The following is a 21,727-nucleotide window of genomic DNA, read 5'->3' as shown; positions in this document are numbered from 1 at the left end:
CATAAACCTTATGATAAATCTGCTAAAACCTGATTAGTTTGTTTGAATGTTGCCTGTACGCTACGACATGGGGCCTGGCTAAATACCGATACGATAACAAGCGTAATAGCACTAACAATAAAACCAGGCACAATCTCGTACACCACAGAACTGAGGGTCTCACCGCCTTCCAGTACCGGTACATAAATCCACAACAACACAGTAACGGCACCACTGATAATGCCGGCAATCGCCGCGCGATGAGTTAACTTACGATAATACAAACAAGCCAGGACCAACGGGCCAAATGCGGCCCCAAAACCTGCCCAGGCATTGCTTACCAGTGACAATATTGTGTTAGAGGCATCCCAGGCCAGGGCCAGCGCAATCAAAGCAACGCCCGCTACACCATAACGACCAATCAATACCGTTTGCGCCTGACTAATGTCTTTCTTACTTACCACCCGATAAATATCTTCAGTAAGTGAACTTGCAGACACCAACAACTGCGAAGAAATCGTACTCATAATAGCGGCTAAAATTGCTGCCATTAGAAATCCACTGATTAACGGATGAAACAGAATCTCTGAAAACACGATGAAAATAGTCTCAGGATCATCTACCGCCAACCCAAACTGATTGACATAAGCAATACCAGTGAACCCGGTAGCCAGCGCACCAATAATAGTTACCAGCATCCACGACATCCCAATATTCCGTGCTGTACCTATGTCTTTGGCAGAACGGATTGCCATAAACCGCACAATAATGTGTGGTTGACCGAAATAGCCCAGCCCCCAGGCTAAACTGGACACCAGCCCTATCAAAGTTGCACTTTGCCAGGATTCGCTAAGAGAAGGGATTGACTGAAACGCCGCATCAGTGACATCCCCCAATTGTTCAAAGCGCGTGAATGCCACCACAGGAACCAGCACCAATGCGACAAACATAATGCATCCCTGAACAAAATCCGTCAGACTTACCGCCAGAAATCCGCCTAACAGGGTGTACGACACCACCACCGCCAGCGTGATGATTAAGCCCCACTGATAATTTAGCGAAAACGCGCTTTCAAATAATTTCCCACCAGCAACCAGCCCAGCCGATGTGTAAAGCGTGAAAAACAGAACAATAATGACAGCGGAGACAATACGGATACTGGCATTTGCATCGCCGAATCGTTTACCGAAAAACTCGGGAACCGTTAAGGAATTGTCAGCAACTTCGGTGTAAACACGAAGCCTGGGGGCAACCAACAGATAGTTTGCCAACGCGCCTGCTACCAACCCGATAGCTATATAAAGCGCGTCAAAACCTGCAACAAACATAGCGCCGGGCAATCCCATTAGCATCCATCCACTCATGTCAGACGCGCCTGCAGACAAGGCCGTTACTTGTGGACTAACCTGTCTACCTCCCAGTATGTACCCGGAGATATCACTGGTTGATTTGTTATAAGCAAACAGCCCTATGCCTAACATTGCAATAAAATAGACTGTTAACGAGAAATAGCTTTCTAACGCCATGGATGAAAAATACCCCTTTCGATTTTTCCACTCAATTAATTAGTGAACGAATTATAATGATTAGAGCACTAATTACAAGCGCAACGGTGTTTTTGGACAGGACAGCGTTTTAAATGATAATAAAACCCTGCAAATGTAACAAAAATTTAATCTACATTCACTTCAGTGCTACTTGAATTTTAAAAAATTTAATAAAACCCAATGAATACATTACTTCTACTCAAACTAATTAAATGCTACATGGCGAACGCTTTTTGATTAGCCTGTGCCCTGCATTGCACACAAACAGATCGCATCCAGTTCACAATGTTGCCATCGGAATGTCGATTTCCTGGCAAACCAATCCATTGCCAGCGTTGCTGTCGGGCTAAAATCTGGGCTTCAATGCATCGGATCACATCAGCCCGCTTGCCTGCATCACTGGTATCGATGCAACTTAACAAGGTGCAATCGGGCAACACAGTACTACCATAGTTGGCTAATCGCGCAGCCAACTTAGGGACATACAAACCATCGGTTTTATCATGCACAGACAGAATTAATCCCACCATGCCTGCTAACGACTCATTGGGCCTGATAAGCTCTTCAGCACTGATAATTTTAAGTTTTATCCCTGCATTGCCCAGTGTGCTTCCAAGCAAAGCCGCAGCGCTATCTAACGCGTCATTCCAGCACTCAACCAATAATCCAACAGTCAGATATTCAGGTAATAATGCCTTGTGTACAACATGGCCAGAAACCGGTTGTTCAACGTTTGATGTTGTTTGATGAAGAGGTAAATTCATAACAAACTCCGAATTGTTTTTTTGAGGCAAAAAACCCATATGCCTGAAGATTTACCCATTACGGATTGCAAACAATAAGCCAGCTATCAGCTCAGAAAAAATGCCGGCGTTATTAAGAAAAGATATTGAAAAATAAAGAAATAAAAGTGAGCAGTTGAGATTGGTTAACCAGAGGGATAAGCTCAGACAAAACAACCAGTGCTAAATTTACACATTGCCCTGAAGATTTTTCACGCCTGATAGTCTGTTTTCCAGGTAATGGATGTAAACAAATGCGAGCGGCATCAGCAATGCCCATAAAAACGCTAACAGGATTAACGTTAAACCTGATGAGTATCCGAATACGACGGCGCCAAAGCGCTCTCCTGCCAGGTAACTCAAAGGGCCGCCCACCCCGCCTAATATTGAGGCTATCATTGGCCGTCGCGCCAGATAGGACAAGCTGTGTCTGAGTGTTGCAGCAAAACTAATCCAGAGTGCGACGAGCCATATCGGTATGGGGATAAGACCACTCATTATGCTTTGTTGTGGAAAAGCAAACATACCCGAAATCGTGAGCAAACTGTCTAACGCAATCCCCGCACAAGCCACCCCAAGCAGGGTTCCCCCCTCTATCCATGGGTGTTTTACCATAAAAAAATGGCACACAAACAATATCAAGGCCACCCAAACATATTGATTTTGAAATAAAACCATCAACCACCAGATCAACTGAAACCCCAAAAAATTTGCTGCTGATTTCACACTGAAGTCCCCCGGGGTTGGCCAGAATGGATTGCCATATCTCATTAACGGCATGTTTATTGAAACATAATTTTTGTTCGGTATGCAAAAACGAAAGACGAAATAAAAATCTGGTCGCCTGTATTTCTGCTCAACCCAGTGTGATACGTACCAATGCGTTCGTTAGTTCAGTGCCGTACTTGCTTTGTACTTCGCAGCTAATTAAGGATTTCTCAATGAAAATGGTGAAATATTATCTGGCAGTAAGCCTATTACTCATAATCCTGGCATGGCAGACTTCATTTTGGCTGATTAGCCTCCTAATGCTGTGGTGTAGTCTGGCACTCTTTGCAGTGAGTACGGCGTATTTGTCGGGCTATCCAGGCATTTTCCGCAAACGCGAAGACGGAAGGATCCCTTTTTACGTACGCTGGCTCTTCATTCCATTTTTACTTGGCGTACAGTTGTACAACTTATACGCCCGAAAAACAGACAAAGTACCCAATATTCAGCAAATAACAGAACACTTATACTTGGGTACCCGACTAACCAGTAGCGATATTGAAAAGTTGAGATCGCAAGGGATTACATGCATTTTAGATGTAACAGCAGAGTTTGATAGCCTGGACTGGACATCGTATCGATACGATGTCGACTATCTGAATATTCCGGTACTCGACCATACTTCTCCCTCCCAGGTACAACTCGCTACTGCCATTAACTGGATTGAACAACATCAGTTATCTGATAACAAAATTCTGATCCATTGTGCACTTGGACGTGGGCGCTCGGTATTCATCATGGCGGCCTATTTACTCGCCAGTAAACAATGCGAAACCGTTGAAGAAGCTATGCAAGCAATTCAGCATATCCGCTCCACCGCCAGATTGAACTCTTCTCAGTTAAGCGCCTTAATTCGAATTAAGCAGAATGGCTTATTGCAATTAACTAAACGCCTTGCACTTATTGTAAACCCTGTGGCAGGCGGTGGGAAATGGTCGAAGCAGCAGCAAACTATACTGTCGCATTTGAATGCACACTTCAGAGTGCGTATTTATGAAACACAAAAAGACGTTACCGCTGAACAATGTGCCCAACAAGCTGTTGCAGATAATAACGACATCCTGGTTGCCTGTGGTGGTGACGGTACCGTTACCGAAGTAGCCAGCATTGCAATTAAACAATGCAAAACACTGGGTATTATTCCTCTGGGAACAGCCAATGCACTAAGCCAGGTAATTTACGGTAAACGCAGTGCATTAAACCCAATAGAAACAGCATGTGAGGTATTGTGTGATCAATTCAGTACCACGGTAGATACTGCACGTTGCAACAATAAATTAATGCTATTGGTTTCAGCCATAGGATTTGAATCCAAAATGATTGAACACGCCGATCGCGAAGAGAAAAATGCAGGCGGGCAATTCGCCTATCTGGCTGGCTTATGGCAGGCAATCAGACAAAATGAACCCATTGAGGTATCAGTTTCATACGATAATCAGCCACCTGAAATAATCAACACAACATCGCTGGTGGTAGCGAATGCCGCACCTAAAACGACGGCGCTGGCACAAGGCGGTGAATTACCCGATATGAAAGACGGCAAACTCGACGTCACCTGGTTAAAAGCAGACACTGATACACCAATACTCAGTCTCGCAGAACTGGCGTTCAGCAATACTGAACACAAAGCCGAATCTGATAGCATTTTTCACAAACGAGTCAATCGAATAAACATACGATTTCCCGGGCTGTTACGCTATGTGATCGATGGTGAGGTTTACGAATCTGACTCTCTTGATATACAAACGGTACCGGCCAGTCTTGACATGTTGGTAGATAAACGCCGGTTCAATTAAGTGGCGGAACCGGTCTGTAACAGCATGAGAATATTACAAACACCTCAGTAAATATTCCAGAACGAGTAAATAAAGCATTGCCATGAAAATATATAATATCAATACAAATCATATACTTAAGATAAGGCACGAGGATTGCAAAAATAGTGATTATACCAATTGCTTATTCACTAACTAAGGAGTTTGACGATGACAATATTTGAAGTACTACGTCAGGATCATGAAAAACAACGACTGTTATTAAAAATTTTGTGCGAAACTCACGGCGATACGCCGGCCCGCAGGGAGTATTTTGAAGAGTTAAAACAGTCGCTTCAGGAACATGCTACAGCCGAAGAGCGACACTTTTATATGCCCTTAATGAAACACGACAGTGCTGTGGATTTATCGCGTCACGGCATTGCTGAGCACCATGAAATTGATGAACTTATTGCCAAACTTGATTCTACTGACTGGAGCTCGCCGGTTTGGCTAAAGACACTAAAACAGCTAAGAGAACAAGTTGAACATCACCTGAATGACGAAGAACAAGGATTTTTTCAGGTTGCTGGTAAAATGCTTACCGCCAAACAGAAAAATGAACTCGCGCAGTCATATCGGAAAGAGATGACCAGTCTGGCATAAGGCAGATTTATTGCACGAATCGAACAAGTCTTTCTGAAAACCAGGAAAACACTTTTATACAGGTATTTGCACGCTGTTTTGTAGTGCAAATACCTGCTGACAATCAGGCGATTATTCGCTATCTACTGCTTCCTGAATCGCTTTGCCGGCTTTTTCTATATCTTTACCTGCCCCTTCCAAGGTGGCACAACCTACAGAAAGACAAGCAACACATGCAATTATTAATAAGCGCTTAAACATCATCACTACCTTTATTATTGATCAATACAAAAAACGCGTGAATTACGCCAGGCAAGTACCCGAATATGGTAAGCAGGATATTGAGCCAAAACGTACCACATACACCCACTTTTAAGTACACACCCAATGGCGGCAAAATCAATGACGCCAATAGCTTAATTATTCCCATCAGAGCCTCTGCTTGTCCATTTTTGTAACGGGTTACCCGTTGTTAACTTAGCGCTGCACACACAAATTTGCAAAAACACTATGTAATACCAATTCGCATAGAAGTTTGCCCTCTCAGAGTGATCCCTGAGGGCTAGTCGAAAACGACTTAGATCACGACGTGCACTCTGAGGCATAGTCATTCTATGTCCAGAGGGTGCAACACAGATGTAAGTCGTTTTGGCCACTCCCTTTGGGCAACTCCCTAAGGGCAAACTGGCAGACTTTTTAGCGTTGTTACGCTTACTTGATTTGGAACCACCAAACCTGTGCAACCAAGCCTAGCTAAAAAGCCTGCCAGTTCACCCTCAGGGGGCTGCTGAGTGAGCAAACTTCTATGCGAATTGGTATAAGTTTATACCACTGTTTTTGTTTGTTGCAGAAATAAAAAAGCCACCATAACGGTGGCTTTCAAATTTGGTGCGGAAAGCGGGACTTGAACCCGCACGGCCGAAGCCACCACCCCCTCAAGATGGCGTGTCTACCAATTCCACCACTTCCGCAAATTTCTTAGTTAGGTACATCCGACTTATCTTCTTGTGCTGGTGTTGCCGGCACATCAGAATCGGCTGGTGCTACTTGCTGAACCGCAGCAGGTACTTCCAGGTTTTCCCACTCATCTGTTGCGCTTTCACGCTGAGACGTTAAAGCACCTAACAACAGGCTAATGGCAAAAAACGCCGTAGCCAGAAAACCTGTGGTACGGGTCATAAAGTTACCAGAACCTGATGAACCGAATACCGTATTGGCGCCACCTGCACCAAACGACGCGCCCATGTCAGCGCCTTTACCTTGTTGAATTAATACAAATCCAATCAGTAAGAGTGCTACCACAAGGTACGCGACTAACAATGCTTGATATAACATTCTTTGTCCTCTTAACCTGCCGCTTGGCAAATCTTCCTAAAATCATCCACCTTCAGACTAGCGCCACCTATGAGGCCACCGTCGATGTCGGTTTGTGCAAACAGTTCTTCAGCATTATCTGCTTTAACACTGCCGCCATATAAAATCTGTATATTCGCCGCCACATTGGCATCGAATTTTGCCAGGTGACCACGGATAAACGCGTGGGCATCCTGTGCTTGCTCGGGAGACGCTGTCACGCCTGTGCCTATGGCCCAAATTGGTTCATAGGCGATCACAGTTTTGGTTAACTGCTCTGCAGTTAACGATTCAGTCAGTGCATCCAGCTGAGCCGCCAGAAACCCTTCTAACTCCCCTGCTTCGCGTGTAGCCAAGCTTTCGCCTACGCAAATAATCGGCACCAAACCACTTTCAATCGCTTTAAGTGCCTTCGCTGCTACCAACGCATTACTTTCACAGTGGTCTTCACGGCGCTCTGAGTGGCCAACAATCACATACCGACAACCAAACTCTTTCAGCATTTCAGCGGAAATGTCACCTGTGTGGGCGCCATTATCCAACTCGCTTAACGTTTGTCCACCAAGCGCAAAGTCTGGTGCAACAAAACTGCCAAGAAAACACGCAGGAGGACAAATTATAACATCAACTGCGTCGGCATCTACGCCGTGCATTAGACTGCTAAATTCGCTCACCAATGAACGGTTTCCGTTCATTTTCCAGTTTCCTGCAACGATTGGCTTTCTCATACGCTTCTCGGTCTCGGTTTTTGACTCTATCCCAGTGTCAGAGCGGGCGTGATATTAACTATTCCCACTGCATTATACAAGTGGAAAAACCATTTTCTCTGTCTAAAAACAATCAACTGGCGACATTACGAACAGCTGCCGCTATTTTCTCTGCCTGAGTGGTTGAAGCCAGTTCATCATCCGACTCTACCATCACGCGAATTAGCGGTTCGGTACCACTTTTGCGCAATAAGACCCGACCGCGCTTGCCCAGTGTCGCCTCAGCTTCACGCTTCGCTTGCAGAACAGCTTCAGATTCCAGTGGATCAATGCCCTTATCCTCAAAACGCACGTTCACAAGGGTTTGCGGATATTTATCAAAGCCACCGGCTAGTTCATATAACGACATATTTGCACGCAGCATCGCCGTTAGCACCTGCAATCCCGCTACTATGCCGTCTCCTGTAGAAGCAAGATTCAGGTTTAATACGTGTCCGGAGTTCTCACCGCCGATACTCCAGCCTTTTTGCTGAAGTAATTCCATTACGTAGCGGTCGCCTACTTTGGAACGGACAAACGGTACGCCAAGTTTACTGAGAGCATTTTCAAGACCCAGATTACTCATTAGCGTCCCTACCACGCCGCCATTCAAGCGACCTGATCTCAGTGCATCGCGAGCAATGATATACAGGATCTGATCACCATCGATTACGTTACCCTGATTGTCGACCATCATAATACGGTCGCCGTCACCATCGAGTGCAAAGCCCAGGTCTGCGCCCGATTCAAGTACTCTGTCAACGATGGCTTTCATCGAAGTAGCGCCCACTCGGTCATTAATATTCAACCCATTGGGTGAGGTGCCAATTTCAATGACATCAGCGCCCAGTTCCGACAACACCAATGGCGCAATGTGATAGGTTGCGCCGTGTGCACAGTCCACCACAATCTTTAAGCCTTTTAACGACAAATCCGATGGGAAGGTACCTTTACAAAACTCTATGTAGCGCCCGGCAGCATCGTTAATCCGTGTGGCTTTACCCAACTTGTTAGACGCAACACAGGTCATGGGTTCATCCATCATGGCTTCAATGGCAATTTCTATGTCATCGTCAAGTTTAAAACCGTCAGCAGAGAAAAACTTAATGCCGTTGTCGTAGTAAGGGTTATGTGAGGCGCTGATAACAATTCCAGCCTCTGAACGGAACGTTTTGGTTAAATACGCTATCGCTGGTGTAGGCATGGGGCCTAATAAACCGATATTGATACCCGCTGCGGACAACCCTGCTTCAAGCGCAGATTCAAGCATGTAACCGGAAATACGCGTGTCTTTCCCAATCAGTACTTTATTTGTGCCCTGACCTGCCAATACCTTACCGGCGGCCCACCCAAGCTTTGTTACAAATTCCGGGTTAATGGCGCTTTCGCCCACCTTGCCACGAATACCATCGGTACCAAAATATTTCCTTTCCCCCATGGGATCCCCTTATTGTTTTTTGTACTTATTAAATGCGTTTACTATTGCAATCACATCACGCGTTTGCGCAACATCGTGAACCCGCAAAATGTGCGCGCCCATCTGTGCTGCAATAGTGGCCAGTGCCAGGCTGCCGGCTAAACGCTGATCAACAGGTTTATTGATGACCTGCCCTATCATCGATTTACGAGACATACCAATTAACAAAGGCATCCCGAAACGGTGGAATAAAGGCAAATCAGCGAGTAACGCATAATTGTGCTCAAGAGTTTTACCGAAGCCAAAACCCGGGTCAAGCAGGATTTTGTTTTTATCAATGCCGGCGTCAATACACGCATTTATGCGACTGATTAAAAATGCTTCAACCTCAGCAGTAACATCACTATACACTGGTTTATTCTGCATACTGGCTGGATCACCCTGCATGTGCATTAAGCACACAGGAACACCGTGCTTTGCTACAACATCCAGCGCACCGGGTAACTGTAAGGCCCTAACGTCATTAATAAAATCAGCACCAGCGTGAAGGGCAGCATCCATTATTTCAGGCTTACTGGTATCTATAGAAATGATGACGTCAGAATGTTTACGAATAGCTTCTACTACCGGTACTACTCTGCGCAACTCCTCATCAATAGTCACTTCTGGGGCACCAGGGCGGGTTGATTCACCACCAATATCAATAATGGTTGCCCCCTCAGACTCCATGGCTAAAGCCTGCGTGAGCGCATTGTCTATAGAATTGTGTCTACCACCATCAGAAAATGAATCAGGTGTTACATTGAGAATGCCCATAACCTGGGGCGAGGTTCGGCTAAGTACTAAATGCCTTATTTGCATATTGATACCATTGAATTTGCCAGCACTTCTTTCGATGAAAATCAGATTGGACACTGGACTGATATTGCAAGCATAACAAAAAAAGCGCCGGTTTCGGCGCTTTTCTATTACTGTTAAACCTTAACCTGGCAAGTCACCTGGTTTGCCAACAGCAGGTTTATCTGTGGTGTCGCGGGCAATGTCACTGTCTTTTACCGTTGCACCGCCACTTGGCTTACCACCATCCGATGAACGGTCATCCCAGCCTGCTGGTGGGCGAACATCACGACGAGCCATCAAATCGTCAATCTGCTTAGCATCAATGGTTTCATACTTCATTAATGCATCTTTCATGGAATGAAGAATATCAATATTCTCTTCCAGAATTTGCTTGGCCCGATCGTAGTTACGATCAATAACCGACTTGATTTCTGCGTCAATAGCGCGAGCGGTATCATCTGACATATGAGAAGCCTTGGACATAGATCTGCCCAGGAATACTTCACCTTCTTCCTCCGCGTACAGCATTGGACCCATTTTGTCAGATAAGCCCCATTGCGTTACCATTTTGCGGGCAATGTCAGTAGCGCGTTCAATATCATTTGACGCACCAGTGGTGACTTTATCATTGCCATAAATAATGGCTTCTGCCAGACGTCCACCGAACAAACTGGATATCATACATTCCAGATGTTGTTTGGTGTGGCTAACGCGGTCCTGCTCAGGCAGATACATGGTTACACCCAGCGCACGTCCGCGCGGAATAATAGATACCTTGTAAACCGGGTCATGTTCAGGTACCAGGCGACCCACTATAGCGTGGCCAGCCTCGTGGTATGCAGTCATGGTTTTCTCTTCTTCAGACATTACCATTGACTTGCGCTCAGAACCCATCATGATTTTATCTTTGGCTTTTTCAAACTCTTCCATCGACACCAGACGGCGGTTTGCACGAGCAGCAAATAAAGCTGCTTCGTTCACCAGGTTTGCCAGGTCAGCACCCGAGAAGCCAGGTGTACCACGCGCAATGACAGAAGGCTTAACGTCATCGGCAACCGGTACTTTGCGAATATGTACTTTAAGAATTTGTTCACGACCGCGAATATCCGGCAAACCAACCACAACCTGACGATCAAAACGACCAGGACGCAACAAGGCTGGGTCCAGTACATCCGGGCGGTTAGTGGCGGCAATCACAATAATGCCCTCATGACCTTCAAAGCCGTCCATTTCAACCAGCATTTGGTTCAGTGTTTGCTCGCGCTCGTCGTGGCCTCCGCCTAATCCGGCACCACGCTGACGGCCTACCGCGTCAATTTCGTCAATAAAGATGATACAAGGTGCGGCTTTGCGCGCTTGTTCAAACATGTCACGAACACGGGAAGCACCCACACCCACAAACATTTCTACGAAATCAGAACCTGAAATAGTAAAGAACGGAACTTTTGCTTCACCCGCAATGGCTTTTGCCAGCAGTGTTTTACCCGTTCCCGGCGGACCAACCATTAATACGCCTTTTGGAATTTTACCGCCAAGCTTTTGGAATTTTGAAGGGTCACGCAGGAAGTCAACCAACTCTGCAACATCTTCTTTTGCTTCGTCACAGCCTGCCACATCGGCAAAGGTTGTTTTGATTTGGTCTTCACTGAGCAGACGAGCTTTGCTTTTGCCAAACGACATAGCGCCACGGCCACCACCACCCTGCATCTGGCGCATGAAGAAAATCCACACAGCAATAAGCAGTAGCATTGGGAACCAGGAAATGAAGATAGACGCAAAAATTGACGGCTGCTCTGGTGGTTCACCCAATACAGTCACGTCTTGTTTAACCAGGTCGCTTATTAACTGGTCGTCAAAATAGGGAATAAAGGTTTTGAAGGTGTCGCCAGAGCGCTTGACGCCGCGAATTTCGCGGGTTTCGCTGCTTATCCGCACTTCACGAATTTGCCCTTGCTTCACTTCCTTTAGAAACGTTGTGTAATCAGTTTGTGCGCGGCTGGACTCGCCAGGTGAAAAGCTCTGAAAAACAGCCATCAACACCACTGCAATAATCAACCACAAGATTAAGTTTTTTGCCATGTCGCTCAATGCTACTAACCTCTGTAAAAAACCACCCGTTCAACAATGGCGCCGATTTGCGCCACCTTGACTACCGGTGAGTGTCACAAAAAATGCGATACCTCAAGAGTACTACACTTTATATATGCTTGCTACCAATAGACCATTAATACGCGCCCAGGTTCAGGTAACAAGCCATGTCTGAGCGCACATACCACTTTACCGGCAACTCAGATTTCCATAAAACCCGGCATGTCTCACGTAACGCCGTTGCTTGCATTCGCCCTTATAACAAGGTTTGTACGTGTTTCCTGACATTACCGTTCAAATTAATTACGTGTTACTAACGCAATGCATCAATAATAATGCCAGAATCTCAACACAGGGTGTGCAACCAAAAAATCGATTTGTATAATCGCAAAAACCGTCTTTTTTGAATTTACCGCACAATGTCATTAGGATTGTAGTCAAGATGGCGTTAGAATACGCGTTTTCAAGACAGACTTTGAATTTAAATTGTAAGAAAAACCCACAGATGAAATTATCAAATAAACAAAAACAGTTTTTAAAAGGCCTGGCTCACCCGCTTAAGCCTGTTGTACAGCTAGGCGCAAACGGCTTGACCGAAGGCGTGTTGGCTGAAATTGACAATGCCCTGAATTACCATGAGCTGATTAAGGTAAAAGTACCTACTGACGACCGCGAAGAAAAAGCGTTGATCATGGATGCTATCGTGCGTGAAACATCCGCCGAGAAACTTCAGGTGATAGGCCACACCCTGGTTCTGTTTAAACAAAGCGAAGAGCGTAAAATTCAGTTGCCAAAATAAAACAACGCTCTGCCTGCCTAACCTTCCCTTTCCGTTAACGTAAGGTAAACTCCCTGTTTACATTATCATTACAACGGAATACTCCTCATGCAGTTATCAAATCAAACCGCACTGATTACAGGTGGGTGTTCAGGGCTCGGTCACGCTACGGCCAAAGCCCTGGTGGCAGCGGGCGCCAATGTCGTCCTGCTGGATCTGAACGAAAAACTGGGCGCGCAGCGGGTAAGCGAATTAGGCGAACAAGCGATGTTTGTGCGCACAGACGTTACGCAACAACTCGATGTTGAAGCAGCACTGGATAAAGCCTATGCGCGTTTTGGCGCCATTACTGTTTGCGTAAACTGTGCTGGTATTGCTCCAGCTGGACGTATTCTCGATAAAGCTGGCAACCCCGCAAGTCTGGAAGACTTCAGTAAAACGATTAATATCAATTTAATTGGCACATTTAATGTGTGTCGGTTAGTCGCTGCCAGTATGGCGGGCAATGAGATGGTTGATGAAGCACGTGGTGTGATCATCAATACAGCGTCTATCGCAGGATATGAGGGCCAAATCGGCCAAACAGCCTATGCGGCGAGCAAAGCGGGTATTATCGGTCTCACTTTGCCCATGGCGCGTGATCTTGCGCCTTTAGGTATCAGGGTTAACAGTATTGCCCCGGGTGTGATGGGCACGCCATTGCTGTTAGCCATGCCGCAAAACGTTCAGGATGCACTCAGTGCAAATGTACCAAACCCTAAGCGTCTGGGATTCCCGGAAGAATTCGCCAGCCTGGTGTTGCACATTATTCAAAACGGTTACATAAACGGCGAAACCATCCGCCTCGACGGCGCGCTACGCATGCCGCCAAAATAATTATTACGCTAAAATAATAACAGGCCGCTCAATTTGAGCGGCCTGTTTGCTTTATACCAATTTTATTTGTGTAATTTACGCGTTTTCAGCGCTCATCGTCACCGCCATTCACAATGCACGCTATTTCATACAAACGTTTTACCGCCAGATCATTGACTGAGTTTTTGGGGTAACGGAAACGCGTAGATAACACACCAGCCTCGCGCTCCATTAGCAATTCCAACGCGTCATCAACCGTTTCAACACAATAAATGGCAAACTGCTTTTTCTTTACCGCTTCAACTACCGCTTTATCCAGTACCAAATGTTTTACATTGGACTTAGGAATAATAACGCCTTGGTCACCGGTAAGTCCGCGGTGCTGACATACGTCGAAGAAACCTTCAATCTTTTCGTTCACACCACCCACCGCCTGTACTTCTCCGTACTGGTTGATGGAGCCGGTAATCGCCAAAGACTGACGAATGGGTATATCAGTAATAGCTGAAATTAACGCAACCAATTCGCCGAGTGAGGCACTATCGCCATCAATGTGACCGTATGACTGTTCCAGCGCGATATTGGCCGATAACGTGAGTGGAAACGACTGCGCATATTTATTACCTAAATACCCGGTTAGCAACATCACCCCTTTTGAATGAATAGACTGCCCCAGTTCTACTTCACGCTCAATGTCTACTACCCCACTTGCGCCAGCGTAAACCGTCGCCGTGATGCGGGCGGGTGTGCCAAATGCACTGTCACCGATATCCATCACCGTTAAGCCATTCACTTTGCCGATCGCTTTACCGTCGGTTGCAATTAGTACCTGACCTTCCTTGATGTCATTTAACAAGGAATCGCTTACCCGGCCGGTGCGGCGCTTCTTGGCCATCAGAGCACTGTTAAGATGCCCCAGATCCAACACACTATCGTTCACTACACCGCAAAAGTAATGCGCTTCATTCAACAGTTCAATTACATCGGCAAAATGCGCTGACAGTTTTTCCTGATGCTCTGCCATCCGCAGAGAATATTCGACTAACCGGTACATGGCCTGATTGGTAATGCCCTTTAATCCCAGGCTTTGTACTTTCTTGCGAACCCGGCCGACAAAATCAAACACATTCTGCCGGGTGGCGTCAATTTCATGATCAAAATCCACCAGCACACGAAACAGCTCATTAAACTCGGAGTCGTAATCCTGTAGGGTGTAATACAAATCCCGAGAACCGAGCAGGATCACTTTAATTTTCAAATCTATCGTCTGCGGCATCAGCGTCATGGCATTCACCATACCAATGTCCTGCTGCGGCAGATCCATTTTTAATTTGCCAAATTTAATAGCCAGTTTAAGTGCATCCCAAACATACGGCTGATGCAGCAAATGGTCAGCATCCAGTAATAAATAGCCGCCATTTGCGCGGTGCAATGCACCGGGCCGAATCATCCTGTGATTGGTATAAACGGCGCCACTGACATGGGTGTATTCTATCGAGCCAAATAAATTCTGATAGGTAGGATTGGGTTCGTAAATCACTGGCGCACCAGAATCAAGACCATGCGCACAAATGACATTGGGTAAAAACAATTCTTCCAGATAAACACGGCGCTCACGCTCGTCGAGCTTTTCGCCCTTGTCTTCAGTAAGAAAAGACACCACCGCTTCAATCAAATGCGGTTTAATTTGCCGCAGATGTTTCAGGATCCCCAAATCAGACGCGTACTTGTGCTCCAGGTCCTTCAGCAATGGGCGAATTCCCTGCTCTGCCGTACTGCGATTGAGTGCTCTGAGTTGTTCTGAGTTTTCGCGCTTCCAGGCAGGCAGCGCAATCAGACTCTCACTCAAACGGTTTTCCAGCTCGTCAATCAGTTGATAAAAATACTTGCGCTGATCATCCGATAAGCTGGCAAATTCAGTATCAGCAAGGGGTTTATCGTCGATTATGGGCGAAAATGTTACGGTGCCCTGTTCTTCGTACATCGCTACCGAGTTGGCCTGAGCATAACGCTCCACCGCGTTTAAGGCTTCGTCGTATTTTTGCTCGAAATTGCGGGCAATAGCCGCTTTTTTACGCAAATAACCGGGATTGTCGAAGGCCGCCGGAAAGGTGTCGAGTAACTCATCAAGCAGATTACTCATGTCTTTTGCGAACACACGGGCCCCGCCCGGATGCATACGCAACACCAGTGGTTCACGTTCTTCTTCAAAGTTATTAATAATACACCAGTCATCCGGCGTAGATAACTGACTAACGTGGCGCTCAACGTACTCTTTAACCAGAGTGAAACGACCCGTCGCATGTTCGCCCATAACGAACAGGTTGTATCCGGTTGAATCCACGCTCAACCCAAAAGTAAGTGCCTCGCGTGCCCGTTCTTGCCCAATAAAGGTTGAACTTAAGGCAGTGTCGTCTTTTAACGCCTGATTAATGGTTCGGCGATTGATTGAAGGCGTAAGCTGTGTTGCGCTCAAACGCTCCCAGGTCATAAGTGTTGTTCTTCTTTATTGCTGTTTTGTACAGTGAATCCTGATTAAGCCGGTGTGTCAAACCTATTCCCCAACCTAATGCTGCATTCTCTTGTATTTGCTTAATTAACGTACTAGCCTTGGCTAAAATTACATAAAATGCACCTGTACCCACAATGTCGTTATCAACGTTATCAAAAATCATCTCTGGATTAATTTGTGTGCTAGGCCTGTTTTGTACTGCCCACGCACAACCCAAAGTCGTCGCTCAGTCAGACTATGGCTTTATCACCGAAAATACCGTCACCATCGATGCGAATGCCAATCAAGTATGGAAAACACTGATTGAGGATGTAGATACCTGGTGGCCCAAAGACCACAGTTGGTGGGGAAAAGAAGGTACATTCTCAATAAACCCTGTGGCCGGGGGATGCTTTTGTGAAATATCAGGGGAGCGTTCTGCAGAACATCTGCGTGTGGTATTTGTTAATCCTGCAAAAACACTCGTTATGACAGGTGGTCTTGGCCCGCTACAGGGAATGGGGTTAACCGGGGCACTCACTTTTGAACTCAATGAAGAAAAGGACGCAACCATAGTCACTATGACCTACCGGGTTCATGGCTACCATCCCGACGGCTACACACAACTTGCGCCCGTTGTTGCGCAGGTTCAGGGACTTCAATTGCAGGGTTTGGCAGACGCATTTTAATCCGACTGGCTAAAATCCACGCAATCAACCACTAAATCCTGTTCAATCGCGCCCCTGCTATTGTGAGATGTACCATGGCTAGGCTATTCTATTGGGTTATTATATCAGGCACACCTGCCACATAACGGCGGGTTAATTTGTTTAAACACAACAGAATGCGGAAGCCTACGTTAACATGGCCGATAACCAGTATAATCCAAAAGACATTGAACACGCCGTCCAGCAGTCCTGGGAACAAAATAACACCTTTAAAGTAATTGAAGACGACAGCAAAGAAAAATTCTACTGCTTGTCGATGTTCCCCTATCCAAGTGGTCGACTGCACATGGGTCACGTGCGCAACTACACTATTGGCGATGTGATCAGCCGTTTTCAGCGTATGCAGGGTAAAAATGTCCTTCAACCTATGGGCTGGGATGCGTTTGGTTTACCTGCAGAAAACGCAGCAATCAACAACAATACAGCGCCGGCCAAATGGACCTACTCCAATATTGATTACATGAAGAACCAGTTAAAGTCACTGGGCTTTGGTTACGATTGGGATCGCGAAGTCACTACCTGTAAATCAGACTACTACCGTTGGGAGCAATGGTTCTTTACCCGCCTGTTCGAAAAAGGCCTGGTTTACAAGAAGAATGCCACCGTGAACTGGGATCCGGTTGACCAAACAGTACTGGCTAATGAACAGGTAATCGATGGACGCGGATGGCGTTCAGGTGCCGTTGTTGAGCAAAAAGAAATCCCGCAGTGGTTTATCAAAATCACCGATTACGCGGAAGAGCTATTAACGGATCTGGAACAGCTTAATGAGTGGCCAGAACAGGTTCGCGCTATGCAGGCAAACTGGATAGGACGCTCGGAAGGGGTAGAAATTACCTTTGATCTGGCTGACGAAGTGGCAAATGTACCTTCATTAACCGTATACACTACCCGTCCGGATACCTTTATGGGGGTAACTTATGTTGCCGTTGCCGCTCAGCATCCACTGGCAATAGCCGCAGCAAAGACCAATCCAAAGATAGCAGCGTTCATCGACGAATGTAAGAATACGAAAGTCGCCGAAGCCGATATGGCTACCATGGAAAAGAAAGGCATGGCGACCGGCTTTAATGCCGTGCACCCGCTTACCGGCGAACAAGTACCTGTATGGATTGCAAACTTTGTGTTGATGGATTATGGCTCAGGCGCAGTGATGGCCGTACCTGGCCACGATCAACGCGACTGGGAATTTGCTACCCGTTACACACTGCCTATCAAGCAGGTTATTGCGCCTGTGGAAAACAGCGACCAGGTATGCGATCTGGCCGCCTCAGCATTTACTGAAAAAGGCACGCTTATCCACTCTGGTGAGTTTGATGGTCTTGGCTTTGACGAAGCATTTAATGCCATTGCCGATAAACTGGTAAGCCTCGGCCGTGGTGAGCGCAAAGTAAATTACCGCTTACGTGACTGGGGAGTGAGCCGTCAGCGCTATTGGGGTGCCCCCATTCCAATGCTGAATCTGGACAATGGCGAATCCGTGCCAGTACCTGCCGACCAACTGCCAGTTGTACTGCCAGAAGACGTTGAAATGAATGGCGTAACCTCGCCAATTAAAGCCGACCCAGAGTGGGCAAAAACCACGTTTAATGGTGAAGCCGCGCTGCGTGAAACCGACACATTTGACACCTTCATGGAGTCATCCTGGTACTACGCCCGTTATAGCTGTGCCAATACCAGTGATGCCATGTTAGATCCCACCAAAGCCAACTACTGGCTACCGGTAGACCAATATATCGGTGGAATTGAGCACGCAATCCTGCACTTATTATACTCGCGCTTCTATCACAAATTATTGCGCGACGAAGGTCTGGTAAATTCTGACGAGCCATACAAACGCTTGCTGTGTCAGGGCATGGTACTGGCGGATTCATACTACAGCGAAGACGACGCGGGTAAGAAAACCTGGTACTCACCTACCGAAGTAAGCACAGAAAAAGACGACAAAGGCCGCATTGTAAAAGCCTGGCTAACGAAAAACGGCAGCCCGGTACAGCATGGCGGCATGACCAAAATGTCCAAGTCGAAAAACAACGGTATCGATCCTCAACAGGTGATCGACCAGTATGGTGCCGACACCGTACGTCTCTTTACTATGTTTGCTGCGCCACCAGAACAAACCCTGGAATGGGTAGACTCGGGTGTTGAAGGTGCAAACCGATTCCTGCGTCGTGTATGGAAACTGGTTACCGATCATCTGGAAGCAGGCAAGCCCGAGGCACTGGATGCATCCAGCCTGAGTAAGTCGCAGCAAGCGTTGCGTCGTGAGGTGCACAAGACTATCGACAAAGTCACCGATGATTTGGGACGCCGCCAAACGTTTAACACCGCCATCGCTGCCATTATGGAGCTGCTAAACCACTTGCAAAAAGCGCCACAGGACGATGCTCAGGACGTGGCTCTGATGCGTGAAGCGGTAGAGAGTGTATTACTGATCCTTAACCCGATTACCCCACACATCTGTCATTATTTGTGGCAACAACTTGGGCATAGCAACAGCATAGAAGAAGCGCCATGGCCAGTTGCAGATAAGGCAGCGCTGGTGGAAGATGAAAAGCTGATTGTTGTTCAGGTGAACGGAAAAGTACGCGCCAAATTGACTGTGCCGGCTACAGCGTCGAATAAAGACGTAGAAGCACTGGCCCTGTCACAATCAAATGTTCAGCCGTTTACAGAAGGTAAAACAATCCGCAAGGTCATTGTTGTACCAGGTAAACTGGTTAACATTGTGGCGAACTAATGCGCCGTCTTTTTTCCATAAAATTGATTTTCACACTGGCAGTAACGTTAGTTACCGCCAGCTGTGGGTTTCATTTACGCAATGCGCAAACCTTACCCGTTGGCAGCAGTTATGTGCAGGTTGTCGCTGGTAAGCAAACTGCTCCTCTGGAAAAATCTGTGCTGGCACGCATGAAGGTGTACCAGATTAGCAGCGGTAGCACGGCACTCGAAAGCGAATCAGCCACTACAATCACACTTACGCTGCAACCGGAAAAACTCGACAGGCGATTACTGTCGGTATTTGCAACCGGTCAGGTTGCAGAATACGAGCTCATATATGGCGTTCGATTCAGTGCTACTTTTCCCGATGGACGTCAGCTGTCACAACAGTTCGAAGTGCTGCGGGAATATCAGGATGACCCCAAGCAGGTGCTGGCAAAATCCCGCGAACTTAACCTGGTGTTAAGTGAAATGCGTACAGAAGCAGCCGATCGTATTATTCGTATGCTATCCGGTCAGCTATAGGCTCTCGCAATCAATGCAAATTTTCCCCGACAAATTCATCCCCACACTGGAACGCGAGTTCAGGGGGTGTTATTTGATTTTTGGTGATGAGCCGCAGCAAAAATTTGAAATATTACAAGCGCTACGCAGCAAGGCCAAACAGCAGGGATTTACTGAACGCACAGTGTTGGTAGCGGATACCGACTTCAGTTGGAACACCCTCCTCGACGCCACACAAGCGATGTCGCTATTCGCCGACCGCACGCTAATCGAACTAGAGTTACCTACCGGTAAACCCGGAACCGAAGGCGCAGGACTACTTACAGACATTGCTGCAAACCTGTCGCCCGATACCTTGTTGATTATTCACGGCCCCCGTATCGGAAAAGATGTACAACGCACCAAGTGGTTCAAAGCGCTTGATAGTATTGGGGCATTTACCCTTTGCTATCCGCTGGAAGGCAACGCCTTATCCGGCTGGCTGTCAAGACGCTTACAACAATCCGGTTTTCAGTTCACGCCTGGTTGCGTAAAAATGCTGGCGGATTTCTGTGAAGGCAATTTGATGGCGGGTGCTCAGGAAATCGAAAAGCTCATTCTGGCCTACCCCGATAAGCAAATTGACGAACAAAAACTGAGTCAGGCTCTGGTTGATCAATCGCGTTTTAACGTGTTTCAGTTAGTCGATGTAATGCTACAGGGCGATAAGGAGCGATGTGTAAAAATGCTCTATCGACTTGAGTCGGAAGGCATTGAGCCAAACATTATTATTTGGGCGCTGATCCGCGAATGGCAAACCTTGTGGAATGTGTGTCAGTTGCAGCAAAGCCGACAGCCAATTGTGTGGCAAAAATTTGGGATCTGGCAAAATCGCCAGGGCTTTTATCAGCAGGCGTTAAAGCGACTGAACAGCGAACAATTAACGCGCATTGGCGATCAGCTTACCCAGGCAGATTTTCTGTTTAAACAGGAATCAGTGGTACGTCCTTATATCAAACTCGCCCACCTGTGTTTACTTTTTGCCGGAGTGCCATTGTTACACATGCCGTTAAGCGATACGGAAATGGCTGTCTGATGATTGCATTGTTAGGCGGTACGTTTAATCCGCCACATCAGGGCCATATCCGCGCCGGACTCGATGCCATTAATGAAATTGGTGTAGAAAAACTGGGGTTGCTGCCATGTAATGTGCCTCCGCACAAGATCGCACCGGAAACGACCACAACACACCGCTTAGCAATGCTTTCACTGGCAAGTCAGCAAGCCGAGCAACTCTATATCGAACCGATTGAACTTGAATTGCCAGCGCCCAATTACACGGTAAAAACCCTGGCCTATTTAAGACAGAGAGCGCCGCAAACCGGAATCTGCTTTTTGCTGGGCGAAGATTCGCTGTATAATCTGCCGTCCTGGTACGAATGGCAGCAACTCACCGAATACTGCCATATTGTGGTCATGAAACGTCCGTCCGACAACGGGCAACTGTCGGCTGAACTACAGGCGTGGTTAACACCAAGGCTAGTAACATCGCCAGACAAGTTGCATCAGATGCAACACGGCAGGGTTTACATTACCCATAGTAAGGATTATTCAGTGTCGTCTACGCAATTGCGCAGCGCACTTGGTCAGGATGGCCAGAACAATAACGCAGCATTAAACTGGCTGCATCCCGATGTCTTACACTATATTGAAACACATCAGTTATACCGTGCCGGATAGGCACTTGTGAGG

General features: G+C 46.8%; 20 protein-coding genes and 1 tRNA gene. 9 read left to right on the top strand and 12 right to left on the bottom strand.

Features of this window, described 5'->3' with window-relative positions:
- Positions 1 to 8: 8 nt before the first annotated feature.
- The 3 genes from putP to FJ444_RS05310 all read right to left on the bottom strand — a co-directional run bounded on the left by putP (position 9) and on the right by FJ444_RS05310 (position 3,034).
- A complete protein-coding gene (putP, locus tag FJ444_RS05320) occupies positions 9 to 1,505 on the bottom strand; it encodes a sodium/proline symporter PutP (RefSeq protein WP_140956878.1) in 1,497 nt (498 codons plus the stop codon).
- 236 nt (positions 1,506 to 1,741) lie between these two features.
- Positions 1,742 to 2,290 carry a hypothetical protein gene (locus FJ444_RS05315; protein WP_140956877.1) on the bottom strand — a complete coding sequence of 183 codons (549 nt, stop codon included), beginning with the start codon at positions 2,288 to 2,290 and terminating at the stop codon, positions 1,742 to 1,744.
- Between the two features lie 207 nt (positions 2,291 to 2,497).
- Positions 2,498 to 3,034 carry a DUF2878 domain-containing protein gene (locus tag FJ444_RS05310; protein ID WP_181405070.1) on the bottom strand — a complete coding sequence of 179 codons (537 nt, stop codon included), beginning with the start codon at positions 3,032 to 3,034 and terminating at the stop codon, positions 2,498 to 2,500.
- Positions 3,035 to 3,249: 215 nt separating this feature from the next.
- Between FJ444_RS05310 and FJ444_RS05305 the strand changes: the two genes are divergently transcribed.
- Both FJ444_RS05305 and FJ444_RS05300 read left to right on the top strand, forming a co-directional pair.
- The gene (locus tag FJ444_RS05305; RefSeq protein ID WP_140956875.1) at positions 3,250 to 4,872 is read left to right on the top strand and encodes a diacylglycerol kinase family protein; all 1,623 of its coding nucleotides are present in this window, start codon (positions 3,250 to 3,252) and stop codon (positions 4,870 to 4,872) included.
- Positions 4,873 to 5,061: 189 nt separating this feature from the next.
- Entirely contained in the window at positions 5,062 to 5,496 is a 435-nt protein-coding gene (locus FJ444_RS05300; protein WP_140956874.1) for a hemerythrin domain-containing protein, read from the top strand.
- A gap of 111 nt (positions 5,497 to 5,607) precedes the next feature.
- On the opposite strand, the gene FJ444_RS05295 is transcribed toward FJ444_RS05300, so the two are convergent.
- The 8 genes from FJ444_RS05295 to ftsH all read right to left on the bottom strand — a co-directional run bounded on the left by FJ444_RS05295 (position 5,608) and on the right by ftsH (position 11,919).
- Positions 5,608 to 5,736, bottom strand: coding sequence for an entericidin A/B family lipoprotein (locus FJ444_RS05295; RefSeq protein WP_140956994.1), 129 nt, complete (start codon positions 5,734 to 5,736; stop codon positions 5,608 to 5,610).
- A complete protein-coding gene (locus FJ444_RS05290) occupies positions 5,729 to 5,905 on the bottom strand; it encodes a YqaE/Pmp3 family membrane protein (RefSeq protein ID WP_140956873.1) in 177 nt (58 codons plus the stop codon). The genes FJ444_RS05295 and FJ444_RS05290 overlap by 8 nt, the downstream gene beginning before the upstream one ends.
- 456 nt (positions 5,906 to 6,361) lie before the next feature.
- Positions 6,362 to 6,446, bottom strand: a tRNA-Leu gene (locus FJ444_RS05285).
- A gap of 7 nt (positions 6,447 to 6,453) precedes the next feature.
- The gene (gene secG, locus FJ444_RS05280; RefSeq protein WP_140956872.1) at positions 6,454 to 6,810 is read right to left on the bottom strand and encodes a preprotein translocase subunit SecG; all 357 of its coding nucleotides are present in this window, start codon (positions 6,808 to 6,810) and stop codon (positions 6,454 to 6,456) included.
- A gap of 11 nt (positions 6,811 to 6,821) precedes the next feature.
- Positions 6,822 to 7,556 carry a triose-phosphate isomerase gene (gene tpiA, locus FJ444_RS05275; protein ID WP_140956871.1) on the bottom strand — a complete coding sequence of 245 codons (735 nt, stop codon included), beginning with the start codon at positions 7,554 to 7,556 and terminating at the stop codon, positions 6,822 to 6,824.
- 112 nt (positions 7,557 to 7,668) lie between these two features.
- Entirely contained in the window at positions 7,669 to 9,012 is a 1,344-nt protein-coding gene (gene glmM / locus FJ444_RS05270; protein WP_140956870.1) for a phosphoglucosamine mutase, read from the bottom strand.
- Positions 9,013 to 9,021: 9 nt separating this feature from the next.
- Positions 9,022 to 9,852, bottom strand: a complete 831-nt coding sequence (gene folP / locus FJ444_RS05265) for a dihydropteroate synthase (protein WP_181405069.1) — start codon at positions 9,850 to 9,852, stop codon at positions 9,022 to 9,024.
- Positions 9,853 to 9,972: 120 nt separating this feature from the next.
- Positions 9,973 to 11,919, bottom strand: a complete 1,947-nt coding sequence (ftsH, locus tag FJ444_RS05260) for an ATP-dependent zinc metalloprotease FtsH (protein ID WP_140956869.1) — start codon at positions 11,917 to 11,919, stop codon at positions 9,973 to 9,975.
- A 505-nt stretch (positions 11,920 to 12,424) separates the two neighbouring features.
- On the opposite strand from ftsH, the gene yhbY reads away from it, so the two are divergent.
- Positions 12,425 to 12,718, top strand: coding sequence for a ribosome assembly RNA-binding protein YhbY (gene yhbY, locus FJ444_RS05255; RefSeq protein WP_140956868.1), 294 nt, complete (start codon positions 12,425 to 12,427; stop codon positions 12,716 to 12,718).
- Between the two features lie 87 nt (positions 12,719 to 12,805).
- Positions 12,806 to 13,573, top strand: coding sequence for a 3-hydroxyacyl-CoA dehydrogenase (locus tag FJ444_RS05250; protein WP_140956867.1), 768 nt, complete (start codon positions 12,806 to 12,808; stop codon positions 13,571 to 13,573).
- Positions 13,574 to 13,658: 85 nt separating this feature from the next.
- Here the strand turns inward: FJ444_RS05250 and FJ444_RS05245 are convergent, their stop codons facing one another.
- The gene (locus FJ444_RS05245; protein WP_140956866.1) at positions 13,659 to 16,043 is read right to left on the bottom strand and encodes a Lon protease family protein; all 2,385 of its coding nucleotides are present in this window, start codon (positions 16,041 to 16,043) and stop codon (positions 13,659 to 13,661) included.
- A 155-nt stretch (positions 16,044 to 16,198) separates the two neighbouring features.
- Here FJ444_RS05245 and FJ444_RS05240 point away from each other — a divergent pair, with 155 nt between their 5' ends.
- The 5 genes from FJ444_RS05240 to nadD all read left to right on the top strand — a co-directional run bounded on the left by FJ444_RS05240 (position 16,199) and on the right by nadD (position 21,715).
- Positions 16,199 to 16,732: an SRPBCC domain-containing protein gene (locus tag FJ444_RS05240; protein ID WP_140956865.1), complete on the top strand. Its 534-nt coding sequence runs from the start codon at positions 16,199 to 16,201 to the stop codon at positions 16,730 to 16,732.
- 175 nt (positions 16,733 to 16,907) lie between these two features.
- A complete protein-coding gene (gene leuS / locus FJ444_RS05235; protein ID WP_140956864.1) occupies positions 16,908 to 19,511 on the top strand; it encodes a leucine--tRNA ligase in 2,604 nt (867 codons plus the stop codon).
- Positions 19,511 to 20,017 (top strand): LPS assembly lipoprotein LptE, encoded by a 507-nt coding sequence (gene lptE / locus FJ444_RS05230; RefSeq protein ID WP_140956863.1) that lies wholly within the window; start codon positions 19,511 to 19,513, stop codon positions 20,015 to 20,017. The genes leuS and lptE overlap by 1 nt, the downstream gene beginning before the upstream one ends.
- A gap of 13 nt (positions 20,018 to 20,030) precedes the next feature.
- Positions 20,031 to 21,071: a DNA polymerase III subunit delta gene (gene holA, locus FJ444_RS05225; RefSeq protein WP_140956862.1), complete on the top strand. Its 1,041-nt coding sequence runs from the start codon at positions 20,031 to 20,033 to the stop codon at positions 21,069 to 21,071.
- Complete coding sequence (gene nadD, locus FJ444_RS05220) at positions 21,071 to 21,715, top strand: nicotinate-nucleotide adenylyltransferase (protein ID WP_140956861.1); 645 nt, start codon at positions 21,071 to 21,073, stop codon at positions 21,713 to 21,715. The genes holA and nadD overlap by 1 nt, the downstream gene beginning before the upstream one ends.
- The last annotated feature ends 12 nt before the right edge of the window (positions 21,716 to 21,727 follow it).

Source organism: Aestuariibacter sp. GS-14 (assembly GCF_006494365.1).
Classification (GTDB): domain Bacteria; phylum Pseudomonadota; class Gammaproteobacteria; order Enterobacterales; family Alteromonadaceae; genus Alteromonas; species Alteromonas mangrovi.
Note: the sequence above shows the minus strand (reverse complement) of the source record. Positions and strands in the feature narration are given on the sequence as shown.

Bases quoted from the DNA above. Each gene is read 5' to 3' on its own strand.
- FJ444_RS05245 (WP_140956866.1), bottom strand. From the start codon at position 16,043: ATGACCTGGGAGCGTTTGAGCGCAACACAGCTTACGCCTTCAATCAAT.
- yhbY (WP_140956868.1), top strand. From the start codon at position 12,425: ATGAAATTATCAAATAAACAAAAACAGTTTTTAAAAGGCCTGGCTCAC.
- secG (WP_140956872.1), bottom strand. From the start codon at position 6,810: ATGTTATATCAAGCATTGTTAGTCGCGTACCTTGTGGTAGCACTCTTA.
- glmM (WP_140956870.1), bottom strand. From the start codon at position 9,012: ATGGGGGAAAGGAAATATTTTGGTACCGATGGTATTCGTGGCAAGGTG.
- FJ444_RS05300 (WP_140956874.1), top strand. From the start codon at position 5,062: ATGACAATATTTGAAGTACTACGTCAGGATCATGAAAAACAACGACTG.
- FJ444_RS05295 (WP_140956994.1), bottom strand. From the start codon at position 5,736: ATGTTTAAGCGCTTATTAATAATTGCATGTGTTGCTTGTCTTTCTGTA.
- lptE (WP_140956863.1), top strand. From the start codon at position 19,511: ATGCGCCGTCTTTTTTCCATAAAATTGATTTTCACACTGGCAGTAACG.
- FJ444_RS05290 (WP_140956873.1), bottom strand. From the start codon at position 5,905: ATGGGAATAATTAAGCTATTGGCGTCATTGATTTTGCCGCCATTGGGT.
- putP (WP_140956878.1), bottom strand. From the start codon at position 1,505: ATGGCGTTAGAAAGCTATTTCTCGTTAACAGTCTATTTTATTGCAATG.
- folP (WP_181405069.1), bottom strand. From the start codon at position 9,852: ATGCAAATAAGGCATTTAGTACTTAGCCGAACCTCGCCCCAGGTTATG.
- leuS (WP_140956864.1), top strand. From the start codon at position 16,908: ATGGCCGATAACCAGTATAATCCAAAAGACATTGAACACGCCGTCCAG.
- tpiA (WP_140956871.1), bottom strand. From the start codon at position 7,556: ATGAGAAAGCCAATCGTTGCAGGAAACTGGAAAATGAACGGAAACCGT.
- FJ444_RS05240 (WP_140956865.1), top strand. From the start codon at position 16,199: ATGTCGTTATCAACGTTATCAAAAATCATCTCTGGATTAATTTGTGTG.
- FJ444_RS05315 (WP_140956877.1), bottom strand. From the start codon at position 2,290: ATGAATTTACCTCTTCATCAAACAACATCAAACGTTGAACAACCGGTT.
- FJ444_RS05305 (WP_140956875.1), top strand. From the start codon at position 3,250: ATGAAAATGGTGAAATATTATCTGGCAGTAAGCCTATTACTCATAATC.
- FJ444_RS05250 (WP_140956867.1), top strand. From the start codon at position 12,806: ATGCAGTTATCAAATCAAACCGCACTGATTACAGGTGGGTGTTCAGGG.
- holA (WP_140956862.1), top strand. From the start codon at position 20,031: ATGCAAATTTTCCCCGACAAATTCATCCCCACACTGGAACGCGAGTTC.
- nadD (WP_140956861.1), top strand. From the start codon at position 21,071: ATGATTGCATTGTTAGGCGGTACGTTTAATCCGCCACATCAGGGCCAT.